Source organism: Amycolatopsis sp. NPDC114478 (genome assembly GCF_055633805.1).
Window position 1 is genome coordinate 25,134 of record NZ_JBVKDO010000030.1, and the last position, 25,244, is coordinate 50,377.

The 25,244-nt window shown below is 70.8% G+C and carries 23 protein-coding genes; 10 read left to right on the forward strand and 13 right to left on the reverse strand.

From position 1 onward, the window contains the following. Positions 1-9: 9 nt before the first annotated feature. Entirely contained in the window at positions 10-834 is an 825-nt protein-coding gene (locus ACZ7OH_RS45885) for an enoyl-CoA hydratase-related protein (protein ID WP_470286671.1), read from the reverse strand. Between the two features lie 33 nt (positions 835-867). After that, positions 868-2,085, reverse strand: a complete 1,218-nt coding sequence (locus ACZ7OH_RS45890; protein WP_470286672.1) for an amidohydrolase family protein — start codon at positions 2,083-2,085, stop codon at positions 868-870. Between the two features lie 90 nt (positions 2,086-2,175). On the opposite strand from ACZ7OH_RS45890, the gene ACZ7OH_RS45895 reads away from it, so the two are divergent. Further along, positions 2,176-2,616 (forward strand): MarR family winged helix-turn-helix transcriptional regulator, encoded by a 441-nt coding sequence (locus ACZ7OH_RS45895; protein WP_470286673.1) that lies wholly within the window; start codon positions 2,176-2,178, stop codon positions 2,614-2,616. 98 nt (positions 2,617-2,714) lie between these two features. Then, positions 2,715-5,783, forward strand: coding sequence for a glycoside hydrolase family 2 TIM barrel-domain containing protein (locus ACZ7OH_RS45900; protein WP_470286674.1), 3,069 nt, complete (start codon positions 2,715-2,717; stop codon positions 5,781-5,783). Here ACZ7OH_RS45900 and ACZ7OH_RS45905 read toward each other — a convergent pair. After that, entirely contained in the window at positions 5,763-6,572 is an 810-nt protein-coding gene (locus tag ACZ7OH_RS45905; protein WP_470286675.1) for a hypothetical protein, read from the reverse strand. The genes ACZ7OH_RS45900 and ACZ7OH_RS45905 overlap by 21 nt on opposite strands. Before the next feature lie 286 nt (positions 6,573-6,858). Here ACZ7OH_RS45905 and ACZ7OH_RS45910 point away from each other — a divergent pair, with 286 nt between their 5' ends. The 4 genes from ACZ7OH_RS45910 to ACZ7OH_RS45925 are packed head-to-tail and all read left to right on the forward strand — an operon-like array spanning position 6,859 to position 12,569. Next, on the forward strand, positions 6,859-8,511 hold the full coding sequence (locus tag ACZ7OH_RS45910; RefSeq protein WP_470286676.1) for an AMP-binding protein: 1,653 nt from the start codon (positions 6,859-6,861) through the stop codon (positions 8,509-8,511). A 4-nt stretch (positions 8,512-8,515) separates the two neighbouring features. Then, positions 8,516-9,484, forward strand: a complete 969-nt coding sequence (locus ACZ7OH_RS45915; protein WP_470286677.1) for a phosphotriesterase family protein — start codon at positions 8,516-8,518, stop codon at positions 9,482-9,484. Between the two features lie 41 nt (positions 9,485-9,525). Next, positions 9,526-10,149, forward strand: coding sequence for a TetR/AcrR family transcriptional regulator (locus ACZ7OH_RS45920; RefSeq protein ID WP_470286678.1), 624 nt, complete (start codon positions 9,526-9,528; stop codon positions 10,147-10,149). Then, positions 10,146-12,569, forward strand: a complete 2,424-nt coding sequence (locus tag ACZ7OH_RS45925) for a hypothetical protein (RefSeq protein ID WP_470286679.1) — start codon at positions 10,146-10,148, stop codon at positions 12,567-12,569. The genes ACZ7OH_RS45920 and ACZ7OH_RS45925 overlap by 4 nt, the downstream gene beginning before the upstream one ends. Here ACZ7OH_RS45925 and ACZ7OH_RS45930 read toward each other — a convergent pair. The 8 genes from ACZ7OH_RS45930 to ACZ7OH_RS45965 all read right to left on the reverse strand — a co-directional run bounded on the left by ACZ7OH_RS45930 (position 12,566) and on the right by ACZ7OH_RS45965 (position 22,008). Further along, positions 12,566-13,438 carry an alpha/beta fold hydrolase gene (locus tag ACZ7OH_RS45930; RefSeq protein WP_470286680.1) on the reverse strand — a complete coding sequence of 291 codons (873 nt, stop codon included), beginning with the start codon at positions 13,436-13,438 and terminating at the stop codon, positions 12,566-12,568. The genes ACZ7OH_RS45925 and ACZ7OH_RS45930 overlap by 4 nt on opposite strands. A gap of 490 nt (positions 13,439-13,928) precedes the next feature. Next, positions 13,929-15,023, reverse strand: a complete 1,095-nt coding sequence (locus tag ACZ7OH_RS45935) for an acyl-CoA dehydrogenase family protein (protein WP_470286681.1) — start codon at positions 15,021-15,023, stop codon at positions 13,929-13,931. Then, entirely contained in the window at positions 15,020-16,204 is a 1,185-nt protein-coding gene (locus ACZ7OH_RS45940; protein ID WP_470286682.1) for an acyl-CoA dehydrogenase family protein, read from the reverse strand. Before ACZ7OH_RS45940 ends, ACZ7OH_RS45935 begins: the two co-directional genes overlap by 4 nt. Further along, a complete protein-coding gene (locus ACZ7OH_RS45945; RefSeq protein ID WP_470286683.1) occupies positions 16,201-17,424 on the reverse strand; it encodes an acyl-CoA dehydrogenase family protein in 1,224 nt (407 codons plus the stop codon). Before ACZ7OH_RS45945 ends, ACZ7OH_RS45940 begins: the two co-directional genes overlap by 4 nt. Beyond that, the gene (locus ACZ7OH_RS45950; protein WP_470286684.1) at positions 17,425-18,441 is read right to left on the reverse strand and encodes a phosphotransferase family protein; all 1,017 of its coding nucleotides are present in this window, start codon (positions 18,439-18,441) and stop codon (positions 17,425-17,427) included. It abuts the gene before it with no gap. A 110-nt stretch (positions 18,442-18,551) separates the two neighbouring features. After that, entirely contained in the window at positions 18,552-19,004 is a 453-nt protein-coding gene (locus ACZ7OH_RS45955; protein ID WP_470286685.1) for a MaoC family dehydratase, read from the reverse strand. 5 nt (positions 19,005-19,009) lie between these two features. Further along, entirely contained in the window at positions 19,010-19,771 is a 762-nt protein-coding gene (gene fabG, locus ACZ7OH_RS45960) for a 3-oxoacyl-ACP reductase FabG (RefSeq protein WP_470286686.1), read from the reverse strand. 164 nt (positions 19,772-19,935) lie between these two features. Then, positions 19,936-22,008, reverse strand: a complete 2,073-nt coding sequence (locus ACZ7OH_RS45965; RefSeq protein WP_470286687.1) for an APC family permease — start codon at positions 22,006-22,008, stop codon at positions 19,936-19,938. 166 nt (positions 22,009-22,174) lie between these two features. On the opposite strand from ACZ7OH_RS45965, the gene ACZ7OH_RS45970 reads away from it, so the two are divergent. After that, the gene (locus tag ACZ7OH_RS45970; protein ID WP_470286688.1) at positions 22,175-22,384 is read left to right on the forward strand and encodes a hypothetical protein; all 210 of its coding nucleotides are present in this window, start codon (positions 22,175-22,177) and stop codon (positions 22,382-22,384) included. A 182-nt stretch (positions 22,385-22,566) separates the two neighbouring features. Here ACZ7OH_RS45970 and ACZ7OH_RS45975 read toward each other — a convergent pair whose 3' ends face one another. Further along, positions 22,567-23,328, reverse strand: coding sequence for an ABC transporter permease (locus ACZ7OH_RS45975; protein ID WP_470286689.1), 762 nt, complete (start codon positions 23,326-23,328; stop codon positions 22,567-22,569). Next, entirely contained in the window at positions 23,325-24,089 is a 765-nt protein-coding gene (locus ACZ7OH_RS45980; RefSeq protein WP_470286690.1) for an ABC transporter ATP-binding protein, read from the reverse strand. Before ACZ7OH_RS45980 ends, ACZ7OH_RS45975 begins: the two co-directional genes overlap by 4 nt. A 90-nt stretch (positions 24,090-24,179) precedes the next feature. On the opposite strand from ACZ7OH_RS45980, the gene ACZ7OH_RS45985 reads away from it, so the two are divergent. Genes ACZ7OH_RS45985 through ACZ7OH_RS45995 form a run of 3 tightly spaced genes read left to right on the forward strand, consistent with a single transcriptional unit; the run spans position 24,180 to position 25,178 of the window. Beyond that, positions 24,180-24,506: a PadR family transcriptional regulator gene (locus ACZ7OH_RS45985; RefSeq protein ID WP_470286691.1), complete on the forward strand. Its 327-nt coding sequence runs from the start codon at positions 24,180-24,182 to the stop codon at positions 24,504-24,506. Next, positions 24,503-24,859, forward strand: coding sequence for a DUF1048 domain-containing protein (locus ACZ7OH_RS45990; RefSeq protein WP_470286692.1), 357 nt, complete (start codon positions 24,503-24,505; stop codon positions 24,857-24,859). Before ACZ7OH_RS45985 ends, ACZ7OH_RS45990 begins: the two co-directional genes overlap by 4 nt. A gap of 1 nt (position 24,860) precedes the next feature. Beyond that, complete coding sequence (locus ACZ7OH_RS45995; RefSeq protein ID WP_470286693.1) at positions 24,861-25,178, forward strand: DUF1048 domain-containing protein; 318 nt, start codon at positions 24,861-24,863, stop codon at positions 25,176-25,178. Positions 25,179-25,244 lie beyond the last annotated feature (66 nt).

Consider the following 25,244-nt stretch of genomic DNA (forward strand, 5'->3'; position numbering starts at 1 on the left):
ACGACCGGGTCACTCCGCCGGGTGCGGTGGGAACTTCGGTTCCCGCCGCTCGTTCCAGCTGGCCAGCCCCTCGGCCAGCTCCGGCCGCCCGAACGACTCGATCATCAACGCCGTAGCCTCCCGCGCCGCCTCCTCCAGGGGCAGCAAAGCCTCCCGCGTGAACTGCGCCTTCATCACCGCCATCGACCGCGGCGCGCTGTACGTCGCCAGCTCCGTCGCGTACGCGTGGGCGCGCAGCGGCAGCTCCTCCGCCGGGACCACCTCCTGGACCAAGCCGTAGTCCATGGCCTGCTCCGCGGTGAACGTGCGTCCGGACAACAGCAGGTCCCGCGCCCGGCCTTCGCCGACCAGTGACGGCAGCAGCTTCGCGATCCCGTACTCCGCGATCAGCCCGCGCCGGGCGAACGCCGTCGTGAACTTCGCATCCGCCGCGGCGAAGCGGACGTCCGCCGAGCAGGCGATCACGAAGCCCAGCCCCGCGCAGCCGCCGTTGATCGCCGCCACCACCGGGACGCCCACCGAGGACGCCGCCAGGACGTCACGGAAGTTTTCGTGGCCGCCGCCGGACGCCGGGGGTGCCGCTGCGATGTCGTCCAGCAGGCCCAGGTCGGCGCCGGGGCAGAACGCCTTGCCGGCCCCGGTGACGACCACCGCGCGCACGTCCGGGTCCGCGTCGGCCTGCCTGAGGAGGGCGCCGTAGCGGGCCTGCATGGGGACGTCCATCGCGTTGCTGCGGTCGGGTTTGTCGAACGTCAGCGTCGCGACGGCGCTGTCCGCCGCGTACCGGACACCATCCACAGTGGACAAGGCGGCCTCCTCGGGGTCGGAGACCATACTAAGCGGTCGCTTGGCTCCTGGCCAGGTGTGTCACGATTCGCCGAGCCGGGTGCCCCGCCGCCAGACCGCGCGGATGTTCAGCGTGTCGTCGATGTCCGCCGTCGGGTCGCCGTGGACGAGCAGGAGGTCCGCGCGGAGCCCTTCGGCGATCCGGCCCCGGTCGCCGAGGCCGAAGCGGCGCGCCGTCGTCGCCGTCGCGGCGCGCAGCGCCTTCTCGGGCGTCAGCCCGGCGGCCACGAGGTACCGCAGCTCCCGGTGCAGGCTGGCTCCGTGCGCCAGGCCGCCGAAGAACGTCTCCGCCATGGAGGCGTCCGTGCCCGCCAGGATGTCGACGCCCGCGGCGTCCAGCGCCCGGACGGTCTCCAGCACGTCCTCGAGCTTGCCCTGCGGGTAGCGGTCGTAGCTGGCCCGCAGGGTCTCCTCCCACTTGCCGTCGAGGTGGCGGGCGACGCGCGGGTCGTCGGCGAGGTCGCTGCCGGTGATGCCCATCATCGACGCGTCGAGGCAGACGCACGGCACGACGAACATCCCCGCCGCGGCGACGAGGTCCACGATCTCCTCGGTGTGCGGCCGGTCCATGAACACGTGGACGACCCCGTCGATGCCGGCTTCGGCGGCCATCCGGGTCGCGTCGAGGGTCAGCGTGTGGGCCACGGTGAGGGCGCCGTACTTCTTGGCCTCGGCGACACCGGCGTCGAGCGTGGCCTGGTCGAGCATCGGCAGCCCGGGATGCCCCTCGACGCTGCCGTCGTCGATCATGAACTTGATGTAGTCGGAGCCCCGCGCGAGCAGTCGCGGGACGAACGCGGCGGCCTCTTCCGGCGTGGTGGAGAACGGCATCAGCGGCATCACCGGCGGCAGGTCGCCGCCCGGCCGGAACCCTTCCGGCATCAGCTCGCTGGGGTGCCCGCCCGGCGGCGTGATGGCGAAGCCGGACGACCGGATGTCGGCCACCGTGTCGTCCTCGGCGACGCGCTCCCGGTTCTCCCGGGTGTTCATGCCCTGCATCTCCAGCTCGGTGGTGACGCCGAACCGCAGGGCCAGCGCCCGGGAGCCGGGCGCGGAGTGGACGTGCGCGTCGATCAGCCCGGGCAGCAGGGTGGCGCCCCGGCCGTCGACGACCTCGGCCCCGGCGGGCACGTCGCCGCCGATCCGGCGGATCTTCGGGCCGTCGAGGACGACGGTCCGCACCCCGAGGGCCTTCTCCCCGTCGAAGACCCGGGCTCCGGTGATGGCGGTGGTGGCCATGGTGGCCTCGCTTTCTCGTTCGCAGTTACATACCCAATGCTATGCAGTTAACGACTGGCATGCAAATGCGGGGGGTACTACGATCCAGGAGTGGACAGCGCTGAGGACTCCTTGCTCGACCGGATCGGCCCGGCGCTGTCGCGGCTGCGCCGGCGCACCCCGGCGTCGGGCCGGGACCTGTCCCGCAACCTGGTGCTGAACGTGATCGCCGACGCGCCGGGCGAGCTGACCGTCGGCGGGCTCGCCGCCGAGATGGGCGTCGCGCAGCCGGTGGCCAGCCGCACGGTCGCGGCCTGCATCGCCGTCGGCCTGGTCCGGCGGGCGGCGTCCCAGGCCGACGGCCGCCGGACCGTGCTGGAGCTCACCGAACGCGGCGAAGCGGAGCGAAACCGGTTCGCGGCCGAGCAGCGCCGGGTGTTCGAAGCCATCACGGCCGGCTGGTCGCCGGAGGACCGCACCCAGTTCGCCCGGCTGCTCGTCCGCTACAGCGCCGACGCGGGTGCTTGGTCCCGGAGCCAGAACGGCCGCTGACGGCGTTGCGGTTCGAAAATGTCGAACCCTTTGTCCGCTCGGAAACCCTTGTGCAATAGTGCTTTCCGCCGCGTCCGCCGCCGGAAGGGACTTCGTCGATGCCGACCACCCCCAGCAGACGCCTCGTCCTCGGCGGCCTCGGCGCCGCCGTCGTCACCTCGGCCCTCGCGCCCGCCGCCCGCGCCGCGGAAGCCCTTTCCCGGCCGGACCTCGACCTCACCGGCCGGGCCACCGACCTGGGCACCGGCTGGCGGTTCGCCCTCGCCAACCCCGACGGCGTCACCGACCCCGACGGCCGCTTCGCCGACGCCGCGAACCCCGCCTACGACGACTCGACGTGGCAGGTCGTCGACGTCCCGCACGACTGGAGCATCGAACTCCCGCCCACCGCTCAGGGCACCGACAGCGGCTCCGGGTTCTTCCGCGGCGGCCTCGGCTGGTACCGCCGGACCTTCACGCTGCCGCCGTCGCTCGCCGGCAAGCGCGTGTCCGTCGAGTTCGACGGCGTCTACTCCGACGCCCACGTCTTCCTCAACGGCGAACTGCTCGGCAACCACCCCTACGCCTACACCGGCTTCGCGTTCGACCTCACCGGCCGCCTGCACACCGACGGCCGGACGCCGAACGTCCTGGCCGTCCGCGCGGTGAACCCGCTGCCCAGCAGCCGCTGGTACTCCGGCAGCGGCATCCACCGCCGCGTCCGGCTGGTGGTCACCGAACCGGTGCACATCGGCCGGCACGGCACCTTCGTCACGACGCCGGACATCGCCGCCGGGCGGGGCACCGTCAAAGTGGCCACCGACGTCGTCAACGACTCCGCCGGGGCACTGGCCGCCCAGGTGCGCACCACCGTCACCGACCTCGCGGGCCGGGTCGTGGCGACGGGCGCGGCGACCGTGCCGGTGGCCGCCGGCAAGACCGCCACGGTGGTCACCACCCAGACCGTCGCCGCCCCGCGGCTCTGGTCGGTCGGCGAGCCGCGGCTGTACCGCGTGCGCACGGACGTCGTCGTCGCCGGGCACGTGCTCGACACGACCACCGCGGACTTCGGCTTCCGGTACACCGAGTTCCACCCGGACCGCGGGTTCTCGCTCAACGGCGAGCCGATGAAGCTGCGTGGCGTCAACCTGCACGCGACGCAGGGGCCGCTCGGCGCGGTGATCGACCCCGCCGCGCTCGAACGCCAGATGCGGCTGATGCTCGCGATGGGCGCCAACGCGCTGCGGACCGCCCACAACCCGCCCGCGCCCGAGCTGGTGACCGTCTGCGAACGGCTCGGCATCCTCATGATGGTCGAGGCGTTCGACTGCTGGCGGACCGGCAAGGTCGAGTTCGACTACCACCGCGACTTCGACGCGTGGAGCGGGCGCGACATCGCGGAAATGGTGCACGCGGCCAAGAACTCGCCCGCCGTCGTGCTGTGGTCGATCGGCAACGAGGTGCCGGACGCGTCCATGGCGGGCGGCCCGGCGATCGCGGCGGAGCTCATCAAGACAGTTCGCGGGATCGACCCCACCCGGCCCGCCGTCATGGGCTCCGACCGCTACCGCAGCGTGCCCGCGCCCGGCTCGCCGCAGGACCTGATCCTGCGGCAGCTCGACGGCCTCGGCGTCAACTACAACACCGCCCAGTCGATCGACGGGCTGCACGCGAAGTACCCGGACAAGTTCTTCTTCGAGTCCGAGTCGTCGTCGGAAACCTCGACGCGCGGGGTCTACCAGGACCCGGACCTGCTCAACACCGGCGAAAACCACACACCGGGCAAGCGGGCGACGTCGTCGTACGACAACAACCTGGCCTCGTGGACGTTCAGCGGCGAGTACTCCCACAAGAAGGACCGCGACCGCCGGTTCTGCCAGGGCCAGTTCCTCTGGGCCGGGCAGGACTACCTGGGCGAGCCGACGCCGTACGACGTCTTCCCGGTCAAGACGTCGTTCTTCGGCGCGATCGACAGCGCGGGCCTGCCCAAGGACGCCTTCCACCTCTTCCGCAGCCAGTGGACGACCGCGCCGATGGTGCACCTGACGCCGATGGACTGGACGACCCACCGGCCGGGCGAACCGGTCGCGGTGTGGGTCTACTCCACTGTGGACACCGTCGAGCTGGTCCTCAACGGACGGTCGCTCGGCGTCAAGCGGTTCGACCGCAAGACCACTGTGGACGGACGTCCGTACCTGGAGACGTCGGAACCCGCCGGTGACGACAAGAACGACCCGTCCGGCAGCTACACCAGCCCGAACGGTGGTACCGGCAAGCTGCACCTGACCTGGACCGTGCCGTTCGAACCCGGCACGCTCACCGCGATCGCCACGTCCGGCGGCCGCGAGGTGGCGCGCGACCGGCTCGTCACGGCCGGGCCGCCGCACGCGGTCACGCTGACCGCCGAGCCGCGCGGCGACGGCGCGATGGCGTTCGTGACCGCGTCCGTCGTGGACTCCCGCGGGGTCGTGGTGCCCGGCGCGGAACCGGTGCTGCGGTTCGCCGTCCGCGGGCCGGGGCGGGTCGCCGGCGTCGACAACGGGCGCCAGGAGCTCGCCCAGAGCTACCAGCAGCCGACGATCCCGGCGTTCCGCGGCCAGGCGGTCGCCGTCATCGCCGCGACCGGCGGTCGGGGCCCGATCACCGTGACGGCGAGCGCGCCCGGCCTGGCCCCCGGGAAGACCACGCTGCCGGGGACCAACCTCGGCCAGCGCAACGGTCCCGGCGCCCGGGCTGCGGACCGGCCGGTGGTTCCGGCTTTCGTCGCGGCGGACGCGAGTTATTCAGGCGCGCCGGACACGCTGCCGACGGCGATGCTCGACGGCGACCCCGCGACCGGCTGGTCGAACTTCTACGTCAAGCAAGCAACCGCGACACTGCCCGCGGTGAGCAGGCCGCGTGCGCGGGACTGGGTGTCGCTCGCCTTCCCCGCGGCCCGGCGGATCGGCGCGGTGACGGCGAACTTCGTCGTGGACGGGAAGCACGCATTGCCATCGGCGATCGAAGTCGCTCACCGCACCGCGCGCGGCTGGGAGCCGGTGCGGAACCCGAAGGTGACGTGGGGGAGCGGCTCGAACGACCCGACGACGCTCGAGTTCGATCCCGTCACGACGACCGAAGTGCGGTTCACCATGGCCGCGCAGGGTTTCCTGCGGATCAGCGCCCTGTCAGCGGCTGCACGGGGCTAGCGCGTCGAGCCCCTGCGGTTTGGCCGCGGTGCGCCCGATGGCGGTCGCGATGCGGTTGATCGTCGCGACGCGCTTGTCCTCGAGCGGGCCGAGGATGGCGTTCTGGACGAAGTTCGGGCCGCCCTGGCCGGCGGTGCTGACGAGGCGGTTGTTGGCCTCGGCGATCTGCGTGTTCAGCAGGTTGAGGTTGCGCTGGACCTCGGCCTGGGCCGACGCCGGGATGGCGGGCAGCTGCGACGCGACGTCGGGGCACGTGATCTGCCCGGCGGCGTTCCCGGTGTTCCCCGTGTTTCCGGTGCCCTGGGCCGGCGCCGGAGCAGCCGAAACGGTGCCCGCGCCGGTGTTCGCCTGCCCGCCCTGCGAGCACGCGGCGAGGCTGTCGAGGCCCTGCGGTTTCTGGCCCTGGCGGCCGATCGCGATGGCGATCCGGTCGATCGTCGACACGCGTTTGTCCTTCAGCGGCCCGAGGATCGCGTTCTGCACGAAGTTCGGGCCGCCCTGGCCGACGGTGCTGACCAGCCGGTTGTTGGCTTCGGTGAGCTGCGTGTTCAGCAGATCGAGGTTGCGCTGGACTTCGGCCTGGGCCGACGCCGGGAGGACGGGGAGCCGGGAAGCGACGTCGGGGCAGGTGATCCGACCGCCCGAAGCCACGCCGGCCGCGTTGGCCGCGCCGGGGTCGCCGACGGTCGTCGCGATCACGAGAGCGCCGGCCGCGAGCGCGAGGCCGAGGGCCGCCGTCGCGATCTTCGTCCGCCGCGAGAGGCGGTGCCGTCCACCGGTAGCAGGCATGAATCACTCCAAGTTAGCGTGAACAGAGAGGGTCCACACGGGCAGCGCGCGGTTGTTCCGAATGGCGCGGCCGAGCGGGCCGCGGCCGTCATCGTGGCTGCTCCGACCGGGATTTGTCCAGGGAAAAACGGTAATCGGAGAGATGCTGAACCATTCCGAACCGGCGTCCGTATTAAGCGGTGAAAGGCGGCTTCTGCGATTCCCGCGAAGCCGGGTCTTGACGCGGACCGCCCCGGCCTCCTAGCGTCGGCATACCGACCGGTCGGTGTCCAAGGGAGGTCACTGGATGAGCTGGTACGACGCGAAGCCCTGGCTCGCGAGCTACGACGAACGGGTGCGGGACGCCGAACCGGCCCGGCCGACGACGCTGCCGGAGTCGTTCCGCCGCGCCGTGGACGCCGGTCCGGAGCGGGCGGCGATCGCCTACTTCGACGCGCGGCTGAGCTACCGCGAGGTCGACGAGCTCTCCGACGGCTTCGCGCGCTACCTCACGCAGAACGGCTTCGAGCGCGGCGACCGGCTCGCGCTGGTGCTGCAGAACATCCCGCAGTTCGTGATCGCGCTGCTCGGCGCGTGGAAGGCCGGCGGCATCGTCGTGCCGGTCAACCCGATGTACCGCGAGCGCGAGCTCACCCACGTCTTCACCGACGCCGGCGTCAAGGCGGTCGTCTGCTCGCAGCGCGGCTGGAACGCCTACATCGGCAAGACGGCCGCGGACAACGGCGTCGGCATCGCCCTCACCACCAGCGAACTGGAGTTCCAGACCCGCGACGACGAGCGCGTCCTCGCCAAGATCGAGAAAGAGGAGACCCCGGGCGCGACCGAGCTCCTCGAAGCCGCGGCGACGCCGGGCCCGAAGCCGCCGGAACCCGCGTTCGCGCTCGACGACACCGCGCTGATCAGCTACACCTCCGGAACCAGCGGCATGCCGAAGGGCGCCACCAACACCCACGGCAACATCGGCATCAACGCCGCCGGCCTCGGGTCCTTCAGCGGCCTGCCCGCGGGCTCGACGCTGTTCGGGCTCGCGCCGCTGTTCCACATCACCGGCATGGTCTGCGAAGTCGGCTCCGCGATCGACATCGGCGGCACGCTCGCCCTCGCGTACCGCTTCGAACCGGGTGTGGTGCTCGACGCCTTCCTCGAGCACCGGCCGTCGTACACGGTCGGGCCGTCGACGGCCTACATGGCCCTGATGGCGCACCCGTCGTTCAGCCGCGAGCACTTCGATTCGTTCGCCCTGCTCTACTCCGGCGGTGCCGCGCTGCCGCCCGCCGTCGTCGAGGCGTTCCGCGCCAAGACCGGGCACTACATCCACAACGGCTACGGCCTCACCGAGACCACGGCGGGCTGCGTCGTCGTCCCCGGCACGCTCGAAGCGCCGATCGACCCCGAGTCCGGCACGATCTCGATCGGCCTGCCGGTGCCGGACACGATCGTCCGCATCCTCGGCGAGAACGGCGAAGAGCTGCCGTTCGGGCAGGCGGGCGAGATCGCGGTCGAAGGCCCGATGGTCGTCTCCGGCTACTGGAACCGCCCCGACGCCACCGCCGAAGCGCTGCCCGGCGGGCGGCTGCTCACCGGCGACATCGGCTTCATGGACGAACGCGGCTGGGTCTACGTCGTCGACCGCAAGAAGGACATGATCAACGCGTCCGGCTTCAAGGTGTGGCCGCGCGAGGTCGAAGACGTCCTGTACACGCACCCGGCGGTCCGCGAAGCCGCGGTCGTCGGGATCGCCGACGAGTACCGCGGCGAGACGGTCAAGGCGTACGTCAGCCCGGCGCCGGGCGCGACCGCCGACCCCGCGGAACTGGTCGCCTGGTGCAAGGAACGGCTCGCCGCCTACAAGTACCCGCGCACCATCGTGGTGCTCGACGAGCTGCCCAAGACCACCAGCGGCAAGATCCTGCGCCGCGAGCTCCGGGCCCGGGGGTGACGAGGTGGTCGAGACCGTTCGCGGCGCGATCGCGCCGGAAGCGCTGGGCCGGGTCCTCATGCACGAGCACCTCTTCGTGCTGAGCCCCGAGTTCGTCGCCAACTACCCGGAGCACGAAGGGTTTCGCGAAGACGAGCACGTCCCCGAGGCGATCCGGCGGCTCAAGGAGCTGAAGGACGCGGGGATCGACACGATCGTCGACCCGACCGTCATCGGCCTGGGCCGCTACATCCCGCGCGTGCAGCGGGTCGCCGCCGAGGTCGAGGTCAACATCGTCGTCGCGACCGGGCTGTACACCTACAACGACGTGCCGCACTACCTGCACTACCGCGGGCCCGGCACGATGCTCCAGGGCGAGGACCCGCTCGTCGGGATGTTCGTCGGGGACATCCGCGAGGGCATCGCGGGCACCGGCGTCAAGGCGGGGCTGCTCAAGTGCGCGACCGACGAACCCGGCGTGACGCTCGGCGTCGAGCGCGTGCTGCGGGCGGTCGCGAAGGCGCACGTCGAGACGGGCGCGCCGATCATGACCCACACGCACGCGGGCACCCGGCGGGGCCTGGAGCAGCAGGCGATCTTCGACGACGAGGGCGTCGACCTGGGCAAGGTGCTGGTCGGGCACTCCGGCGACTCGACCGACCTCGGGTACCTGACCGAGCTGGCCGACCGCGGCTCGCTGCTCGGCATGGACCGCTTCGGCCTCGACCTGCTGCTGCCGTTCGAGGAGCGCGTGAACACGGTCGCGGCGCTGTGCGAACGCGGCTACGCGGGCAGCATGGTGCTTTCGCACGACGCGTCCTGCTACATCGACTGGCTGCCGGCCGAGCAGCTCCCCGTGCTCACGCCGAACTGGCACTACCTGCACATCACACGGGACGTGCTGCCCGCGCTGCGGGAGCGCGGGGTGTCCGAAACGGACATCACGACCATGCTCGTGGACAACCCGCGGCGGTTCCTGTCCTGGCAGGGCTGAGCCGTTATTCTGTGCGTTCGACTTGAGAAGGGGGTCTTGCCGTGACCCGAGCAAGCACCCGCAAGCCGGGCGAGGCCTCCGGCGACGACCAGGCCGCCGTGCCGCGGCGGCTGCTGGAGCACGCCACGAAGCTGTTCGCCAAGAAGGGCTTCGACCGCACGTCCGTCCAGGAGATCGTCGAAGCCGCGGGCGTCACCAAGGGCGCGATGTACCACTACTTCGGCTCGAAGGACGACCTGCTCTACGAGATCTACGCGCGTGTCCTGCGCGAGCAGACCCGGCAGCTGGAGAGCGTCGCCTCGTCGGGCGCCCCGCTGCGCGAGCGGCTCGTCGCCGCCGCGTCCGACGTCGTGGTGTCCAGCATCGACAACCTCGACGACAACACGATCTTCCTGCAGTCGATGCACCAGCTGTCCCCGGACAAGCAGAAGGCGGTCCGCGCCGAGCGCCGCAAGTACCACGAGCGCTTCCGCGGCCTGATCGAGGAAGGCCAGGCGTCGGGCGAGTTCCGCACGGACAAGCCGGCCGACGTGGTCGTCGACTTCTTCTTCGGCTCGGTCCACCACCTGGGCTCGTGGTACCGCCGCGGCGGCACGCTGTCGGCGCGTCAGGTCGGGGACCACTACGCGGACCTGCTGCTGGACGCCCTGCGGCCACCCGGGTGACGTTGCCCGTCCTCGACAAGCTGACCGGAGCGGAACGAGAGCTGCTCGACGCGGCCCGCAGCGGCCTCGCGTATGTGACCGACGCTCCGCTGCGGGCCGCGGTGCTGCGCGAGCTGCTGCTGGGCCTGCGCGGTCCGGTGGACCCGCGCGGGGTGCGCGTCGAGGGCGCCCGGATCGCCGGGACGCTGAACCTGGACCACGTCGACGCGCCGGTGGGACTGGCGCTGGCCGGCTGCGTCGTCGTGAACCCGATCTCCGCGCGGGCCGCGACGCTGCCGTGGCTCGACCTGTCCGGCGGCCGGATCGCCGGGTTCGACGGCACCGGCCTCCGGATCGGCCACGACCTCGACTTCACCTGGGTCCGCGCGACCGGTTCCGGCGAGTACGGCGCGATCTGCCTGCGCGACGCCCGGATCACCGGGCGGACGCTCCTCTCCGACGCGGAGGTCACCAACGAGGACGGCCCCGCCGTCTACCTCGACGGCCTCGAAAGCGGCTCACTCCGGGGCGTCGACCTGCGGGCGACCGGCGCGGGACCGCTGGGCGCCGTCCGCGCGATCGGCGCGCACATTGCCCGGGACGCCGATTTCGACGGCGCCGAGCTGACCAACGGGTCCGGGCCCGCGCTGGTGGCCGGCGGCCTCGTCGTCGACGACGAACTGCGCCTGGCGGAGACGAAGCTGACCGGGGCCGGCGCCGACGGCGTGGCCCTCCTGCACGGTGCCCGGATCGGCGGCGAGGTGGCGCTGGACGAAGCTGTGCTCACCAACGACAGCGGACCCGGCCTGGAGGCCGACCGCCTCCGGGCGGGCGACCTCCGCTGCACCGGCGTCACCGTGACCGCCGCCGGGGGAGACGCCGCGGTCTCCCTGCTCGGGGCGCGGATCGGCGGCCAGGTCGACTTCGGCGGCGCGGTGCTCACCACCACCGAGGGCCGGGGGCTGAGCGCCGACGGCATGCGGGTCGAGGACAGTTTCTCCGCCGAAGGCCTGAAAGCCCGGGCCTCGGGCGAGTACGGGGCGCTCTGCCTGCTCGGCGCGCACGTGGGCGGGAACTGCTACTTCGAAGGCATGGAGCTGGCCAACGACTCCGGGGCGGCGTTGAGCGGCGACCGGCTGCGGGTCGGCGGCAACGTCCACTTCTCCGGGCTGACCGCGACCGGAGCCGGCGAGCTGGGCACGATCCGCCTGCTCACCGCCCGGATCGACGGCGACCTCTACCTCGAAGGAGCCAGGCTGGCCAACGACGCCGGACCCGCGTTGCACGCCGACCGGCTGGAGATCGGCGGCAGCTTCGACCTGGCCGGGGCGCACATCACCGGCGCCGGCGAAGAGGGGGCGCTCCGGCTGCGGGACGCCGGGATCGCCGGCCAGCTGCGGCTGCCGGGCGCGGAGCTGGCCAACGCGTCCGGGCCCGCCCTGGGTGCCGATGACCTCCGCGTCGGGCCGTACCTGGACCTCGCCGGCGTGAAGGTGACCTGTTCGTCCGAGTTCGGCGCGCTGAGCCTGCGGTCGGCCCGGATCGGCGGCTCGGCCGTCCTCGCCGACGCCGAGGTCGTCAACGACGCGGGACCGGTGCTGGTCGCCGACCGGTGCGAGATCCGCGACAGCCTGTCGCTGACCGGCTTGCGGGGGACCGGCGCGGGCGAGGACCCGGCGATCCACCTGCTCGGCGCCCACATCGGCGGTCAGCTGGCGTTCTCCGGCGCGAAGCTGGACACGCGCGACGAAAAGGGGACGCTCGTCAGCCTCGAAGACGCCGTCGTCGACGGGACGGTCTTCCCGCCCGCCGGGTTCGACGGTCTCGTCGACCTCGACGGGTTCCGGTTCGGCTCGCTCGGCGACGTCACCTGGCGCGAGTGGCTGACGCTGATCCGGTCGCACACCGCCGCCTACCGGCCCGGGCCGTACCAGCAGCTGGCCGCGTCCGAACGCGCTGCCGGGCACGACGGGAACGCGCGGCGGATCCTCATCGCCCAGCAGCGGGACCTGCAACGGCGGGCGCCGAAGGCCATCGGCGGCTGGCCGGCCCGCCGGTTTCACTGGCTGTGGGGCGCGCTGGCCGGGTACGGCTACCGCGCGCGCCGGACCGCGGCGGCGTTGCTGCTGGCCGTGGTCGCCGCCGGGGGACTGGGGCTCTGGGCCGGGCACGTCGGCGACGGCGGTCACCGCGCGGCCGAGCGGACGGCGGACCTCACCGCCGCGACCGGCACGCCGTGCACGACGGTGGAGCTGGTCGGCGTCGGCCTCGACCGTGGGCTGCCGCTGTCGCCGGGGGTGCGCGGGCGGTGCGACCTCAACACCGGGATCGCCGCCGGGCAGTGGTTCACGGTGGCGATCTGGCTGGTCCAGGCCGTGATCTGGGCGCTGGCCACGCTGGCGCTCGTCGGCTACACGGGCTTGGTCCGCAAGACGGGCTAGTGGCGCCGGAGGTGGTCCAGCAGGAGGGCGATGACCTCGTCGGGAGCCTCCATCGCCATCCACTGGCTCGCGCCCTCGATGATCTGGAAGCGGTACTCCGCGTCGATGTGGTGGACCGTCAGCTCCGCGGCGCTCTGGCCGAGGTACGGGTCCTCGCTGCCCCAGAGGTAGAGCGTCGGCACGGTGATGCGGCCCGCCGGGACGTCGAAAACGTCGTTCGTGGCGCCGCGGTACCAATTCAGCGTCGCGGTCAGCGCGCCCGGTTCGGAAAGGCGCGCGACCGTGCGTTCGACGATTTCGACCGGAATCCGCCGATTGTAGACAGCGCGTAATTGCGCGGCTTCGTCGCGTAAGAGGAATTTCTCGGCTTTGCCGACACCGCGGCGGAAGAAGCGGATGTAGCCGAGGTCGTGGAACTGCCCGTCATCGGTGGCGGCGGCGCGCTGCAGGGCCGACGGGTGCGGCGTGGAGAGGACGGTCAGCGACCGCAGCCGGCCGGGGTGCGCGGTGGCGAGGGCCCAGGCGACCATGCCGCCCCAGTCGCGCGCGACCAGGTGGAACCGGTCGGCGCCCTGGCTGTCGGCGAAGGCGAGGGCGTCGCCGACCAGGTGCTCGATCGAGTAGTGCTCGACACCGTCGGGCCGGGCGTCCCGGGCGTACCCGCGCTGGTCGACGGCGAGGGCGCGGTACCCGGCCTCGCCGAGGGCGTGCAGCTGCTCGGTCCAGGACTCGGCGAATTCGGGCCAGCCGTGCAGCAGCAGCACGAGTTCACCGGACGCGGGCCCGGCGGCGAGCGCGCTGTGCCGATGCCCGCCGACGACGACGGTCGATTCCTCCAGTGCTTCCGTCGGTGCGACGGCGAATTCCATGGCGCCCAGGCTAGATCCCGACGGGTGGGGAGAACCATGGGAACGGGGGCAGTTTTGCCACCCTTTTGCCCCGTAAGTGGTGCGGCTCACAGAATTTTCGCTCAGATGAGCGAAAATTCGGAAGAAAAATGAACGGGATTCACGAAAGGGAGTCGCCGCCACCGTGCGGGGCCACGGGCCCGGGTGCCCGCACTGGTGGATGAGGAGTGCGCGAGGCGAGGCGGGCCCGTGAAGGCGGCGGCGGGCGGCCCGGCCGCACCCCTGCTCGCCCCGCCCCGCCGCTTCACAGGCAAGCCGACACGAGAACAGGCACTGACGAGCACCCAGACTCCCCCGCACCCCGATCCGAAGCCAGAACACGGCCGGCAGCGCCGGGTCAAGGCATCTTTCCCGCCTTGACGCGGTGTTGCCGGCCGTAGTCACAATGACAGCTTCGGGGTGCCGGAAGGACCACTAGAGCAAAGCTATCCCCGCCCGGCCGCCAACACCCTCAAGCAGGCAAATCAACCAACTCGGCCAACCGAGCCCGATGCCTCCCCGGCGTCCCCAACGCCAGCTCGTCCGCTTTCGCCCGCTTCAAGTACAGATGCGCCGGGTGCTCCCACGTCATCCCGATGCCGCCGTGGAGCTGGATCGCCTCCTCCGCCGCCTTCACCGCGATCGGGGACACCCGTGCCTGGGCGACCGCCACCGCGATCGGTACGTCGGTCCCTGTCGCCAGGGAGTCCGCCGCGTAGCGCGCCGCCGCCCGGGCCAGCACCAAGTCCGTGTACAAGTTCGCGAGCCGGTGCTTCAGCGACTGGAACCCGCCCACCGGCCGGCCGAACTGGTAGCGCCCCTTCAGGTACGACACCGTCTCCGTCAGGGCCCACTCGGCGACGCCCGTCTGCTCCGACGCCAGGATCCCGGCCCCGAACAGCAACGCCTCCTCCAGCGCCGAAGCCGCCTCCGGGCCCGACGCCACCAGCGTCGCCGGCGCGTTCGAAAGCTCCACGTCGGCTACGCGCCGGGTCAGGTCGAACGACACCAGCTCCGTGACCGTCGCATCGGCCGCCGAGACCACGTACAGCGCGGGACCGTCCGGGCCCGCCGCCGGGACGACCAGCAGGTCCGCCACCGACGCGTCCGCGACCGTGCCGACCCGGCCAGAAAGAGAGCCATCGGCCGACACCGTCACCGACGACGGGAAACCCGCGCCCGGCGCCGTCGACAGCGGCACGGCCAGCGCGCCGATCGCCGAACCCGAAGCCAGCTGCCGGACGTAGTCGCCGGCCGAAGCGCGGACCAGCGCCGTCGTCGCCAGCACCACGCTGCCCAGGAACGGCACCGGCGCGACGCTGCGGCCCAGCTCCTCGGCCACCACGGCCACCTCACGCGCCGACGCGCCGTGCCCGCCCAGCTCCTCGGGCACCGCCAGCCCGGCCACCCCGACCTCTTCGGCCAGCGTGCGCCACAGCTTCAGGTCGTACCCCTCGGCCGTCTCCACGCGCGCCAGCAGCGCCTCCGCCGAAGCCTTGTCCTTCAGCAGGTCCCGGACCGAGGCCCGCAGATCCTCTTCGACGTCCGAATACAGCAGATCAGTCATCGGGGGAGGTCCTTCCAGGCGACGTCCTTGTCGACGCGCGGTTCCGAGGGCAGCCCCAGCACGCGCTCGGCGATGATGTTGCGCAGGACCTCCGAGGTGCCGCCCTCGATGGAGTTCCCCTTCGCGCGCAGGTAGCGGTAGCCGGCTTCGCGGCCGGTGAAGTCGACGATCGCCGGGCGCCGGAACGTCCAGTCGTCGTAGGCCAGCCCCTCCTCGCCGAGCAGCTCGACCTCCAGGCCGGTCAGCGCCTGGTTCAGCTCGGAGAACGCGACCTTCATGGCCGAGCCCTCCGGCCCGGGCGCGCCCGCCGTCAGCTGCTGGCGCAGCCGGGTGCCGGCCAGCCGCAGCGTCTCCGCCTCGACCCAGCGCTGGACCAGGCGATCGCGCAGCTCCGGCGTGCGCAGCTCGGGCCGCTCGCGCCAGGTCTTCGCGACGATCCCGATCAGGCCGCCCTCGCGCGGCTGGACGTGCCCGCCGATCGCGACGCGCTCGTTCATCAACGTCGTCTGCGCGACCTTCCAGCCCTCGCCGACCGCGCCGAGGCGCTGGCTGTCGGGGATCCGGACGTCGGTCAGGAAGACCTCGTTGAACTCGGCCTCGCCGGTGATCTGGCGCAGCGGCCGGACCTCGACGCCGGGCGCGGTCATGTCGCACAGGAAGTACGTCATGCCCTGGTGCTTCGGGACGTCCGGGTCGGTGCGCGTCACCAGGATCGCCCACTGCGACTCGTGCGCCCCCGACGTCCAGACCTTCTGGCCGGTGACGATCCAGTCGTCGCCGTCGCGGACGGCGCGCGTGCCCAGCGCGGCGAGGTCGGAGCCGGCGCCCGGCTCGCTGAAAAGCTGGCACCACACCTCCTCGCCGGTCCACAGTGGACGCAGGTAGCGCTCGCGCTGCTCCGGCGTGCCGAAGGCGAGGATGGTCGGCGCGGCCATGCCGAGGCCGATGCCGATCCGGCGCGGGTTGTTGTCCGGCGCGCCAGCCTCGGTGAACACACTGTCCACGGCGGACTGCAGCGCGCGCGGCGCGTTCTGGCCGCCGAGGCCGGCGGGGAAGTGGATCCAGGCGAGGCCGGCGTCGAACCGGGCCCGCAGGAAGTCCATCCGGTCCGTCGACGCGGGGTCGTGCGCGGCCAGGAACTCCGTCGCCTGGCGGGTCAGGTCTTCGGCGGTGACAGTCACTTGGCGCCCTCCGAGAGGTACTTCTTCAGCTCACGCCGGGCGAGTGAGCGCTTGTGGACCTCGTCCGGCCCGTCGGCCAGCCGCAGCGTCCGGTTCCCGGCCCACATCGCGGCCAGCGGGAAGTCCTGGCTGACGCCGCCCGCGCCGTGCACCTGCACGGCCTTGTCGAGGATCCACTCGACCGCGGCGGGGGTCGAGATCTTGATCGCCTGGATCTCGGTGTGCGCGCCCTGGTTGCCGACGGTGTCCATCAGCCACGCGGTCTTGAGCACCAGCAGCCGCTGCTGCTCGATCTTGACGCGCGACTCGGCGATCCAGTCCTGCACGACGCCCTGCTGCGCGATCGGCTTCCCGAACGCCTCGCGGGAGATCGCGCGCTTGCACATCAGCTCCAGCGCGCGCTCGGCCATGCCGATGGCCCGCATGCAGTGGTGGATGCGGCCCGGCCCGAGGCGGGCCTGCGCGATGGCGAACCCGTCGCCTTCACCGGCGATGAGGTTCTCCGCCGGCACGCGGACGTCCTCGAACAGCACCTCGGCGTGGCCGCCGTGGTCGCTGTCGTCGTAGCCGAAGACGTGCATGCCGCGCTTGACCGTCAGGCCCGGGGTGTCGCGGGGGACCAGGATCATGCTCTGCTGCTTGTGCGGCGCGGCTTCCGGGTCGGTCTTGCCCATCACGATGAAGATCTGGCACGCGGGGTTCATCGCGCCGGAGATGTACCACTTGCGGCCGTTGATGACGTACTCGTCGCCGTCGCGCCGGATCGCCGTCTCGATGTTGCGGGCGTCGGAGGAGGCGACGTCCGGCTCGGTCATCGCGAACGCGGAGCGGATTTCGCCGTTCAGCAACGGTTCCAGCCACTGCTTCTGCTGCTGCTCGTTGCCGAACATGGCCAGCACTTCCATGTTCCCGGTGTCCGGCGCGGCGCAGTTGAGCGCGGTCGGGGCGAGCCGGATGCTGCGGCCGGTGATCTCGGCCAGCGGCGCGTACTGCAGGTTCGTCAGGCCCGCGCCGTGCTCGCCGGGGAGGAAGAAGTTCCACAGGCCGCGCTTGCGCGCTTCGGCCTTCAGCTCCTCCATGACCGGCGGGATGGCCCACGGGTCGTCGCGTTCGGCGAGCTGCTGCTCGAACACCGGCTCGGCGGGGTGGATGTGCGAGTCCATGAACTCGAGGAGCTTCCCGCGCAGCTCCTCGGTCTTCTCGTCGAACGCGAAGTCCATTTACTTCTCCTCTTTGAGAATCTCGTTGCCGTGCGAGATGAGCAGCGGGACACCGGCTCCGACGCCTTCGAAGCCCGCGCCGACCGTCTTGCCCTGCGTGTAGCGGTAGTGGATACCTTCCAGGATCACGGCCAGCTTGAAGAACGCGAAGCTGACGTACCAGTTCAGCTGCGAGACGTCCCGCCCCGAACGTTCGGCGTAGCGCCGCACGACCTCGTCGGTGGTCGGGTAGCCGGGCGCGGAGCTGGCGTTGGAGACGAACTGCAGCGACACCTTGTCGCGCTCGGCGTAGGCCACCAGCAGTGCGAGGTCGGTCAGCGGGTCGCCGAGCGTCGACATCTCCCAGTCGAGCACCGCGGAGATCTTGTCGTCGCCGTCGACCAGGACGTTGTCGAGGCGGTAGTCGCCGTGGATGATCGACGGCTTGCCGGACACCGGCACCGCCGCGGCGAGCCGGTCGTGCAGCTCCTCGATGCCGTCGAGGTCGCGGCTGCGGGACGCGTCGAGCTGCTTCTTCCACCGCCGCAGCTGCCGCTCCAGGAAGCCCTCCGGCCGGCCGAAGTCGCCGAGCCCGACCGCCGCCGGGTCGACGGCGTGCAGGTCGACGAGCGTGTCGACCAGGGCGTCGGCGATGGCCCGGGTGCGTTCTTCCCCGAGCTCCGCGAGCTCGTCGGCGGTCCGGTAGGGCGTGCCCTCGACGAAGCTCATGACGTAGAACCGCGCGCCGACGACGTCGGCGTCCTCGCAGAGCAGCAGCGCTTCGGGCACCGGGACGGCGGTGTCGCGCAGGCCGGAGATCACCCGGAACTCGCGGGTCATGTCGTGCGCGGTGGGCAGCACGTGCCCGAGCGGCGGGCGGCGCACCACCCAGCGCGAGCGGCCGTCGCCCACCACGTAGGTGAGGTTCGACCGGCCGCCCTCCACGACGTCCGCGGTCAGCGCCCCGGCGACCAGGCCGGGCCGGTGCGCGTCCAGGTGGGCGCGCAGGCGGTCCAGGTCGAGTCCTGGCGGGTTCATCCAGCCTCCTCAAGCATCGTCCCGGCGAGCATACCGACTAGTCGGTATGACGTACAGAGTGCACCGGGAAGCGTCACTTTCCCCACGAAAGTGACGCTTCCCGGATGGCATCACGCCAGGAAACGCGTCACCCACTCGGCGACGCAAGCGGGCTTCGCCTCGCCGTCGATCTCGACGGTCCACTTCGACACCGCCTGCTTGCCGCCGGGGATGTCGGTGATCTCCACCAGCTCGGCCCCGGCGCGCACCTTCGAGCCGACCTTCACCGGCTGCGGGAAGCGGACCTTGTTGAGGCCGTAGTTGATGCCCATCTTGATGCCGTTGACCTTGTAGATCTTGGGGCCGAACGCCGAGAGCAGCGACAGCGTCAGGAAGCCGTGGGCGATGGTGCCGCCGAACGGGCCCGCGGTCGCCATCGGCTCGTCGACGTGGATCCACTGGTGGTCGTCGGTGGCGTCGGCGAACAGGTTCACCCGGTCCTGGGTGACCTTCAGCCACTCGCTGTACCCGAGGTGCTCGCCGACCGCGGCGGCGAAGGCGTCCAGGTTCTCGAACTCGCGCATCGGCCTCAGTCCTTCGGTCCGCCGGCGGCGTAGATGACCTGGCCGGAGATGAACCCGGCGCCCTCGCTGACCAGGAAGGAGGCCAGGTGGGCGATGTCGTCGGGGGTGCCGACGCGCTGCACCGGGATCTGCGACGCGGCGGCGGCCTTGAACTCCTCGAAGCCCATGCCGATCCGCTCGGCCGTCGCGGCGGTCATGTCGGTGGCGATGAACCCCGGCGCGATCGCGTTCGCGGTGACGTTGAACTTGCCCAGCTCGATGGCGAGGGTCTTGGTGAAGCCCTGCATGCCGGCCTTCGCGGCGGAGTAGTTGACCTGGCCGCGGTTGCCCAGCGCCGAGGTGCTGGAGAGGTTGACGATCCGGCCGTACTTCTCCTGCGTCATGTACTTCTGCACCGCGCGGGTCATCAGGAACGAGCCCTTGAGGTGCACGCCGAGGACGGAGTCCCAGTCCTGCTCGGTCATCTTGAAGATCAGGTTGTCGCGGGTGATGCCGGCGTTGTTGATCAGCACGACCGGCGGTCCCAGCTCGTCGGCGACCCGGGTGACGGCGGCCTCGACCTGCTCGGCGTCACTGACGTCGAGGGCAACGCCGACGGCCTTGCCCCCCTTGGCGACGATGGCCTCGGCGCCCTGCTTGACGCCGGCCTCGTCCAGGTCGAGCAGCCCGACGGCAAAACCGTCTTCGGCCAGCCGTCCGGCCACGGCGGCACCGATGCCGCGGCCGGCACCGGTGACCACGGCGACACGGGAAGGGGAATCGGTCACGGGGACCTCCTCGTCGTTGAGAAACGGGCTCGTGCCCGCGAGCCTACTAAGCAGTCGGTCACCTGACGATACGCGGGATCGACCCCCGAAGTGGTGACACCATGCGCAGGATCATAGCCACGGCGGAGGGCGGGAAGCCGGTTGCTCCGCTTGGGGGAACCGCTTCAGGTAGTCCGCTTCTCGGGAGTCTTGACTTGCCGCTGCGCGCTGCTGTAGACGCGACTTTCAGCAGGCGCGGTCACCCGCTGGGTGGTGACGCCCCGGCGGATGTCGCCGGGCAGGGGGCGGACGCGCTGGAGGTCGCGGCGGTGGGTGGAGCTCAGCTGCCACGGGACGCTGGTGACCATGACGCCCGGCTCGAACAGCAGCCGCCCCTTCAGCCGCAGTGAACTCTGGTTGTGGAGGATGTTCTCCCACCAGCGGCCGACGACGTACTCGGGGATGTAGACGCTGACGACGTCGCGGGGGCTGGACCGGCGGAGGCTCTTCACGTACTGCACGACCGGCCGGGTGATCTCCCGGTACGGCGACTCGAGGACCTTGAGCGGGACCTTCACTCCGCGCCGCTCCCACTGCCGCTGCAGTTCGCGGGTGTCGGAGTCGTCGACGTTGACCGTGATCGCGGTGAGGGTGTCGGGCCGGGTGGCGCGGGCGAACGCGACCGCGCGCTGGCTCGGTTTGTGCAATGTGGACACCAGCACGATCGCGTGGACGCGGCTGGGCAGCAGCTCGAACTCGTCGTCGGGCTGCAGTTCTTCGCGGACGTGCGTGTAGTGACGGTGGACGGCGCGCATGAGCCCGTACAGCAACGGGATCGCGATCACGACGAGGTAGGCGCCGTGGGTGAACTTGGTGACCAGGACGACGACGAGGACGATGGCGGTGAGGGCGGCCCCGACCGCGTTGATCAGCCGTGAGCGGTGGGCGGCCCGCCGGTCGCGGGCGCCGGTCGTGTCGGCGAGGACCCGGTTCCAGTGCTTGACCATGCCGACCTGGCAGAGCGTGAACGAGGTGAAGACGCCGAGGATGTAGAGCTGGATGAGCCGCGTGGTGGAGCCGTCGAAGGCGAAGATCAGGATGCCGGCCACCAGCGACAGGGCGATGATGCCGTTGGAGAAGGCGAGCCGGTCGCCGCGGGTGTGCAGCTGGCGCGGCAGGTAGCGGTCCTGCGCGAGGATCGAGGTCAGCAGCGGGAAGCCGTTGAACGCGGTGTTCGCGGCCAGGATGAGGATCAACGCGGTGGCGGCCTGCAGGACGAAGAACAGCACGCTGTGGTCGCCGCCGAACACCGCGGCGCCGATCTGGCTGATCACCGTGCGCTGCGGGTCGCTCCGGCAATCGCCGGCGAAACCCGTCAGGTCGCAGGTGTTCTCGGCGATGTGCACCTTGGTGATCAGGGCCAGCGCCGTGATGCCGCCGAACATGACGACGGCGATGGTGCCCATGGCGGTCATCGTGCGGGCCGCGTTCAGGGCTTTGGGCTTGCGGAACGCGGGCACGCCGTTCGAGATCGCCTCGACCCCGGTCAGCGCGGTGCAGCCGGACGCGAACGACCGCAGCAGCAGGAAGACCAGGGCGAAACCGGTCAAGCCGACCTGTTCGGGACGGACGTCGTAACCGGCGCTTTCGGCCACCGGAGCGTGCCCGGTGAGGGCGCGGCCCAGTCCGACGACGATCAGCAGCATGACCGAGGCGATGAACAGGTACGTCGGCGCGGCGAACGCCCGGCCGGACTCGCGGATGCCCCGCAGGTTCATCGCCATCAGCACGACGATGAAGCCGACGTTCAGCGCGATCCGGTAGTCGTTGAGCTCCGGGACGGCGGAGATGATGTTGTCCACCCCGGACGCGACCGAGACCGCGACCGTCATGATGTAGTCGACCATCAGGGCCCCGGCGACGACCAGCCCGGCGCGGCTGCCGAGGTTGCGGGAAGCGACTTCGTACGAGCCGCCGCCGCTGGGGTAGGCGCGCACCACCTGCCGGTAGGAGATCACGACGACGGTGAGCAGCACGGCCACGCCCAAGCCGACCCACGGCGCCATCGTGAGGTAGGCCAGCCCTCCGATCGACAGGATCAGCAGGATCTCCTGGGTCGCGTACGCCACCGAGGAGAGCGGGTCACTGGCGAAGATCGGCAGGGCGAGCCACTTCGGCAGAAGCGTCTCCCCGAGCGTGTCGCTCCGGAACGGCCGGCCGAGTACCAGCCGTTTGAGCCATGAGGTGGGTGCCGGCACCACCGCAGCGTGCCTCGGCCGGAGGAGAGCCGGCGTAGAGAAAACGTCAAGATCCGGGCGTCGGCGTAGGGAAATCGTAAGTGTCTCCGGGGTGATCGTCAGGTTCTCGTCAACGGCGCTGGTCTTCGCCGGCCTGCCCGGCCAGGCCGCGCCGTAAGCTCGAGCCGTGACCGATCCCGATGAAGCCATCGAGCTGGCGGCCGAGCGCGGCGACACCGCCGAACTTCGTAGGTGGGCGGCCGCGGGGCAGTCCGACGCCGTCGATCTGCTCATCGAGGCCGCCACTGAACGAGAGGACCTCGACGAGCTCCGCCGGCTCGCCGACGAGGGCAGCCGGACCGCGGCCGAGGTGCTGGCCGAGCTCGAGGACGAATAGCGCGGGTTTGCGACGCCGACGCGTGCCCACCGCGGGGATGGGCACGCGTGGCCGCGGCAGGCCCGGACCGCTGTGGCGAGGTTCGCCGTCCGGGCGATAGTTCCGGAGGTTCGTGACGTAGCCGAAGCCGGCGCCGGCCCCGGGTCGCCGAACGCGAGCGTCGTGTCGGCCGTGTTGCCGGGCTAGGAGATCTTGCGGCGGTACGCGGCAGTGGCGAAGACGTAGGCCGCGACGAGGATTCCCGCGCACCAGGCGAGGGCGACCAGGATGTCGCCGCCGATCGGCTGCTCGGTGAACAGTGCGCGGATGGTGTTGACGATCGACGTCACCGGCTGGTGCTCGGCGAACCAGCGCACCGGGCCGGGCATCGTCGCGGTGGGGACGAACGCCGAGCTGAGGAACGGCAGGAAGATCAGCGGGTAGGAGAACGCGCCGCCGCCTTCGGCCGTCTTCGCGGTGAGGCCGGCGAGCACCGCGATCCAGGTCAGGGCCGTGGTGAACAGGATCAGGATGCCGGTGACCGCGAGCCAGGCCAGTGGTCCGGCTCCCGAGCGGAAGCCCATCAACAGCGCAACGCCCACGACGATCACGAGCGAGATCAGGTTGGCGACCAGCGAGGTCAGCACGTGCGCCCACAGCACGGCCGAGCGGGTGATCGGCATGGAGTGAAAGCGTTCGAAGATCCCGCTCTTGAGGTCGGTGAACAACCGCAACGCGGTGTAGGCGATGCCCGAAGCGATCGTGATCAGCAGGATGCCGGGCAGCATGTAATCGATGTAGGAGCCCGATCCGGTGTCGATCGCGCCGCCGAACACGTAGACGAACATCAGCATCATCGCGACCGGCGTGATGACCGTCGTGATGATGGTGTCCAAGCTGCGAGTGATGTGGCGCAGTGACCGTCCCAAGAGGACGGTGGTGTCGCCGAGGGCGTGCGTGGTCATCGGTTCTCACTTTCCGTGCGGGCGCCGACGACAGTGAAGAAGACGTCTTCGAGGGTCGGCTGTTTCTCGACGTACTCGACCTTGGCGGGCGGGAGCAGCCGCTTGAGTTCGGCGAGGGTGCCGTTCACGATGATCCGGCCCTCGTGCAGGATCGCGATCCGGTCGGCGAGCTGCTCGGCCTCGTCGAGGTACTGGGTGGTGAGCAGCACGGTCGTGCCGCGGGCGGCGAGACCTTTCACCGCGCCCCAGACTTCCAGGCGGGCTTCGGGGTCGAGCCCGGTGGTCGGCTCGTCCAGGAAGATCACCGGGGGATCGCCGATGAGGCTCATGGCGATGTCCAGGCGGCGGCGCATGCCCCCGGAGTACGTCGACACCTTCCGCGTGGCCGCGTCGGTCAGCGAGAAGCGCTCCAACAGGTCGTCGGCGATCTTGCCGGGCTGCTTCAGGCGCCGCAGCCGGGCGACGAGCACGAGGTTTTCCCGGCCGCTGAGGATCTCGTCGACGGCGGCGAACTGGCCGGTGAGGCTGATCGCCGCGCGCACGTCGCCGGCTTGCGTGCCGACGTCGAAGCCGTTGACGGTGGCCGTCCCGGCGTCCGGCTCGAGCAGCGTGCACAGGATCCGGACGACGGTGGTCTTGCCCGCGCCGTTCGAGCCGAGCAGGGCGAAGATGCTGCCGCGGGCGACGTCGAAGTCCACGCCGCGCAGGACGTGCAGCTGTTTGTACGACTTCTCGAGGCCGCGAACTCTTATCGCTGTCATCGGTCATCCTCTCGTCCAGCTAGTCAGTACTGCTGAGTACTGGTATACAGTAGTACTAGGTAGTAGTGCCAGGGTGAGCCCGGAGGAGTGATGGACGACCTGACGGAGATGTTGAAGGGCACTCTCGAAGGCTGTGTGCTCGAGATCATCGGCAAGGAGGAGACCTACGGCTACGCGATCACGCGCCGGCTGAACGACCTCGGTTTCGGCGACGTCGTCGAGGGGACCGTGTACACGATCTTGTTGCGGCTGGAGAAGAACAAGCTGGTCCAGGTGACGAAACGGGCGTCCGAGAAGGGGCCGCCGCGCAAGTTCTACCGGCTGAACGACGCCGGTCGCGAAGAGCTCGGGCGGTTCTGGGCGAAGTGGGAGTACGTCTCCTCGCGTATCGACAAACTGAAGGAAGGTGGGGAATGAACTTCTGGGAGACCATCACCGGCAGCGACATGACCCGGGAATACCAGGCATTCGAAGCCAGGGCCGGGGCGTTGCCGGAGGACTACCGGTCGGCGTGGGAGCAGATCAAGGCGAACCTCTTCCCGTACGGGGATTTCTCCGGCCGCAATCTGATGCCGATCCTCGACGGCGCGCTGGGGCTGCTCGAAGAAACCGCGGCGGAGGGGCAGAGCGTCCAGGACGTGCTGGGAGATGACGTCGGGGGCTTCTGCGCGGCGCTCGCCGGCGGTGAAGGCGCCAAGAACTTCCGCGACCGGTGGCGGAAACAGCTGAACCGGAATGTCGCGAAAAAACTGGGCCGGCTGGGAGGCTGAGATGGGCATCCAGGACGTCATCGAAGGCAAGAAGCAGTGGCGGGCGCACATGGCTCGGGTCAAAGCCCTGCCGCCGGACTACCAGATCGTTTACAAGGAGATGCAGAAGTACCTGTTCAAGGTCGGGCCGGTCGACCTGCTCGAGGGAAACCTGCTCTCGGGAATCGTCGACTTCTTCGAGGAGAACGCCGCGACCGGCCGGGGCGTCCTCGAAGTGACCGGCGAGGACGTCGCCGCCTTCTGCGACGAGCTGATCAAGGATTCGCCGACCTACGCCGATCGCTACCAGGAGTCGCTCAAGGGCAACGGTGGGAAGTAGCCGGAAAGCGGTGTGAAACCGGGCTGAAACCGGGGTTGCGCACCCTCGTCGCAGCCGTGGCCGCCG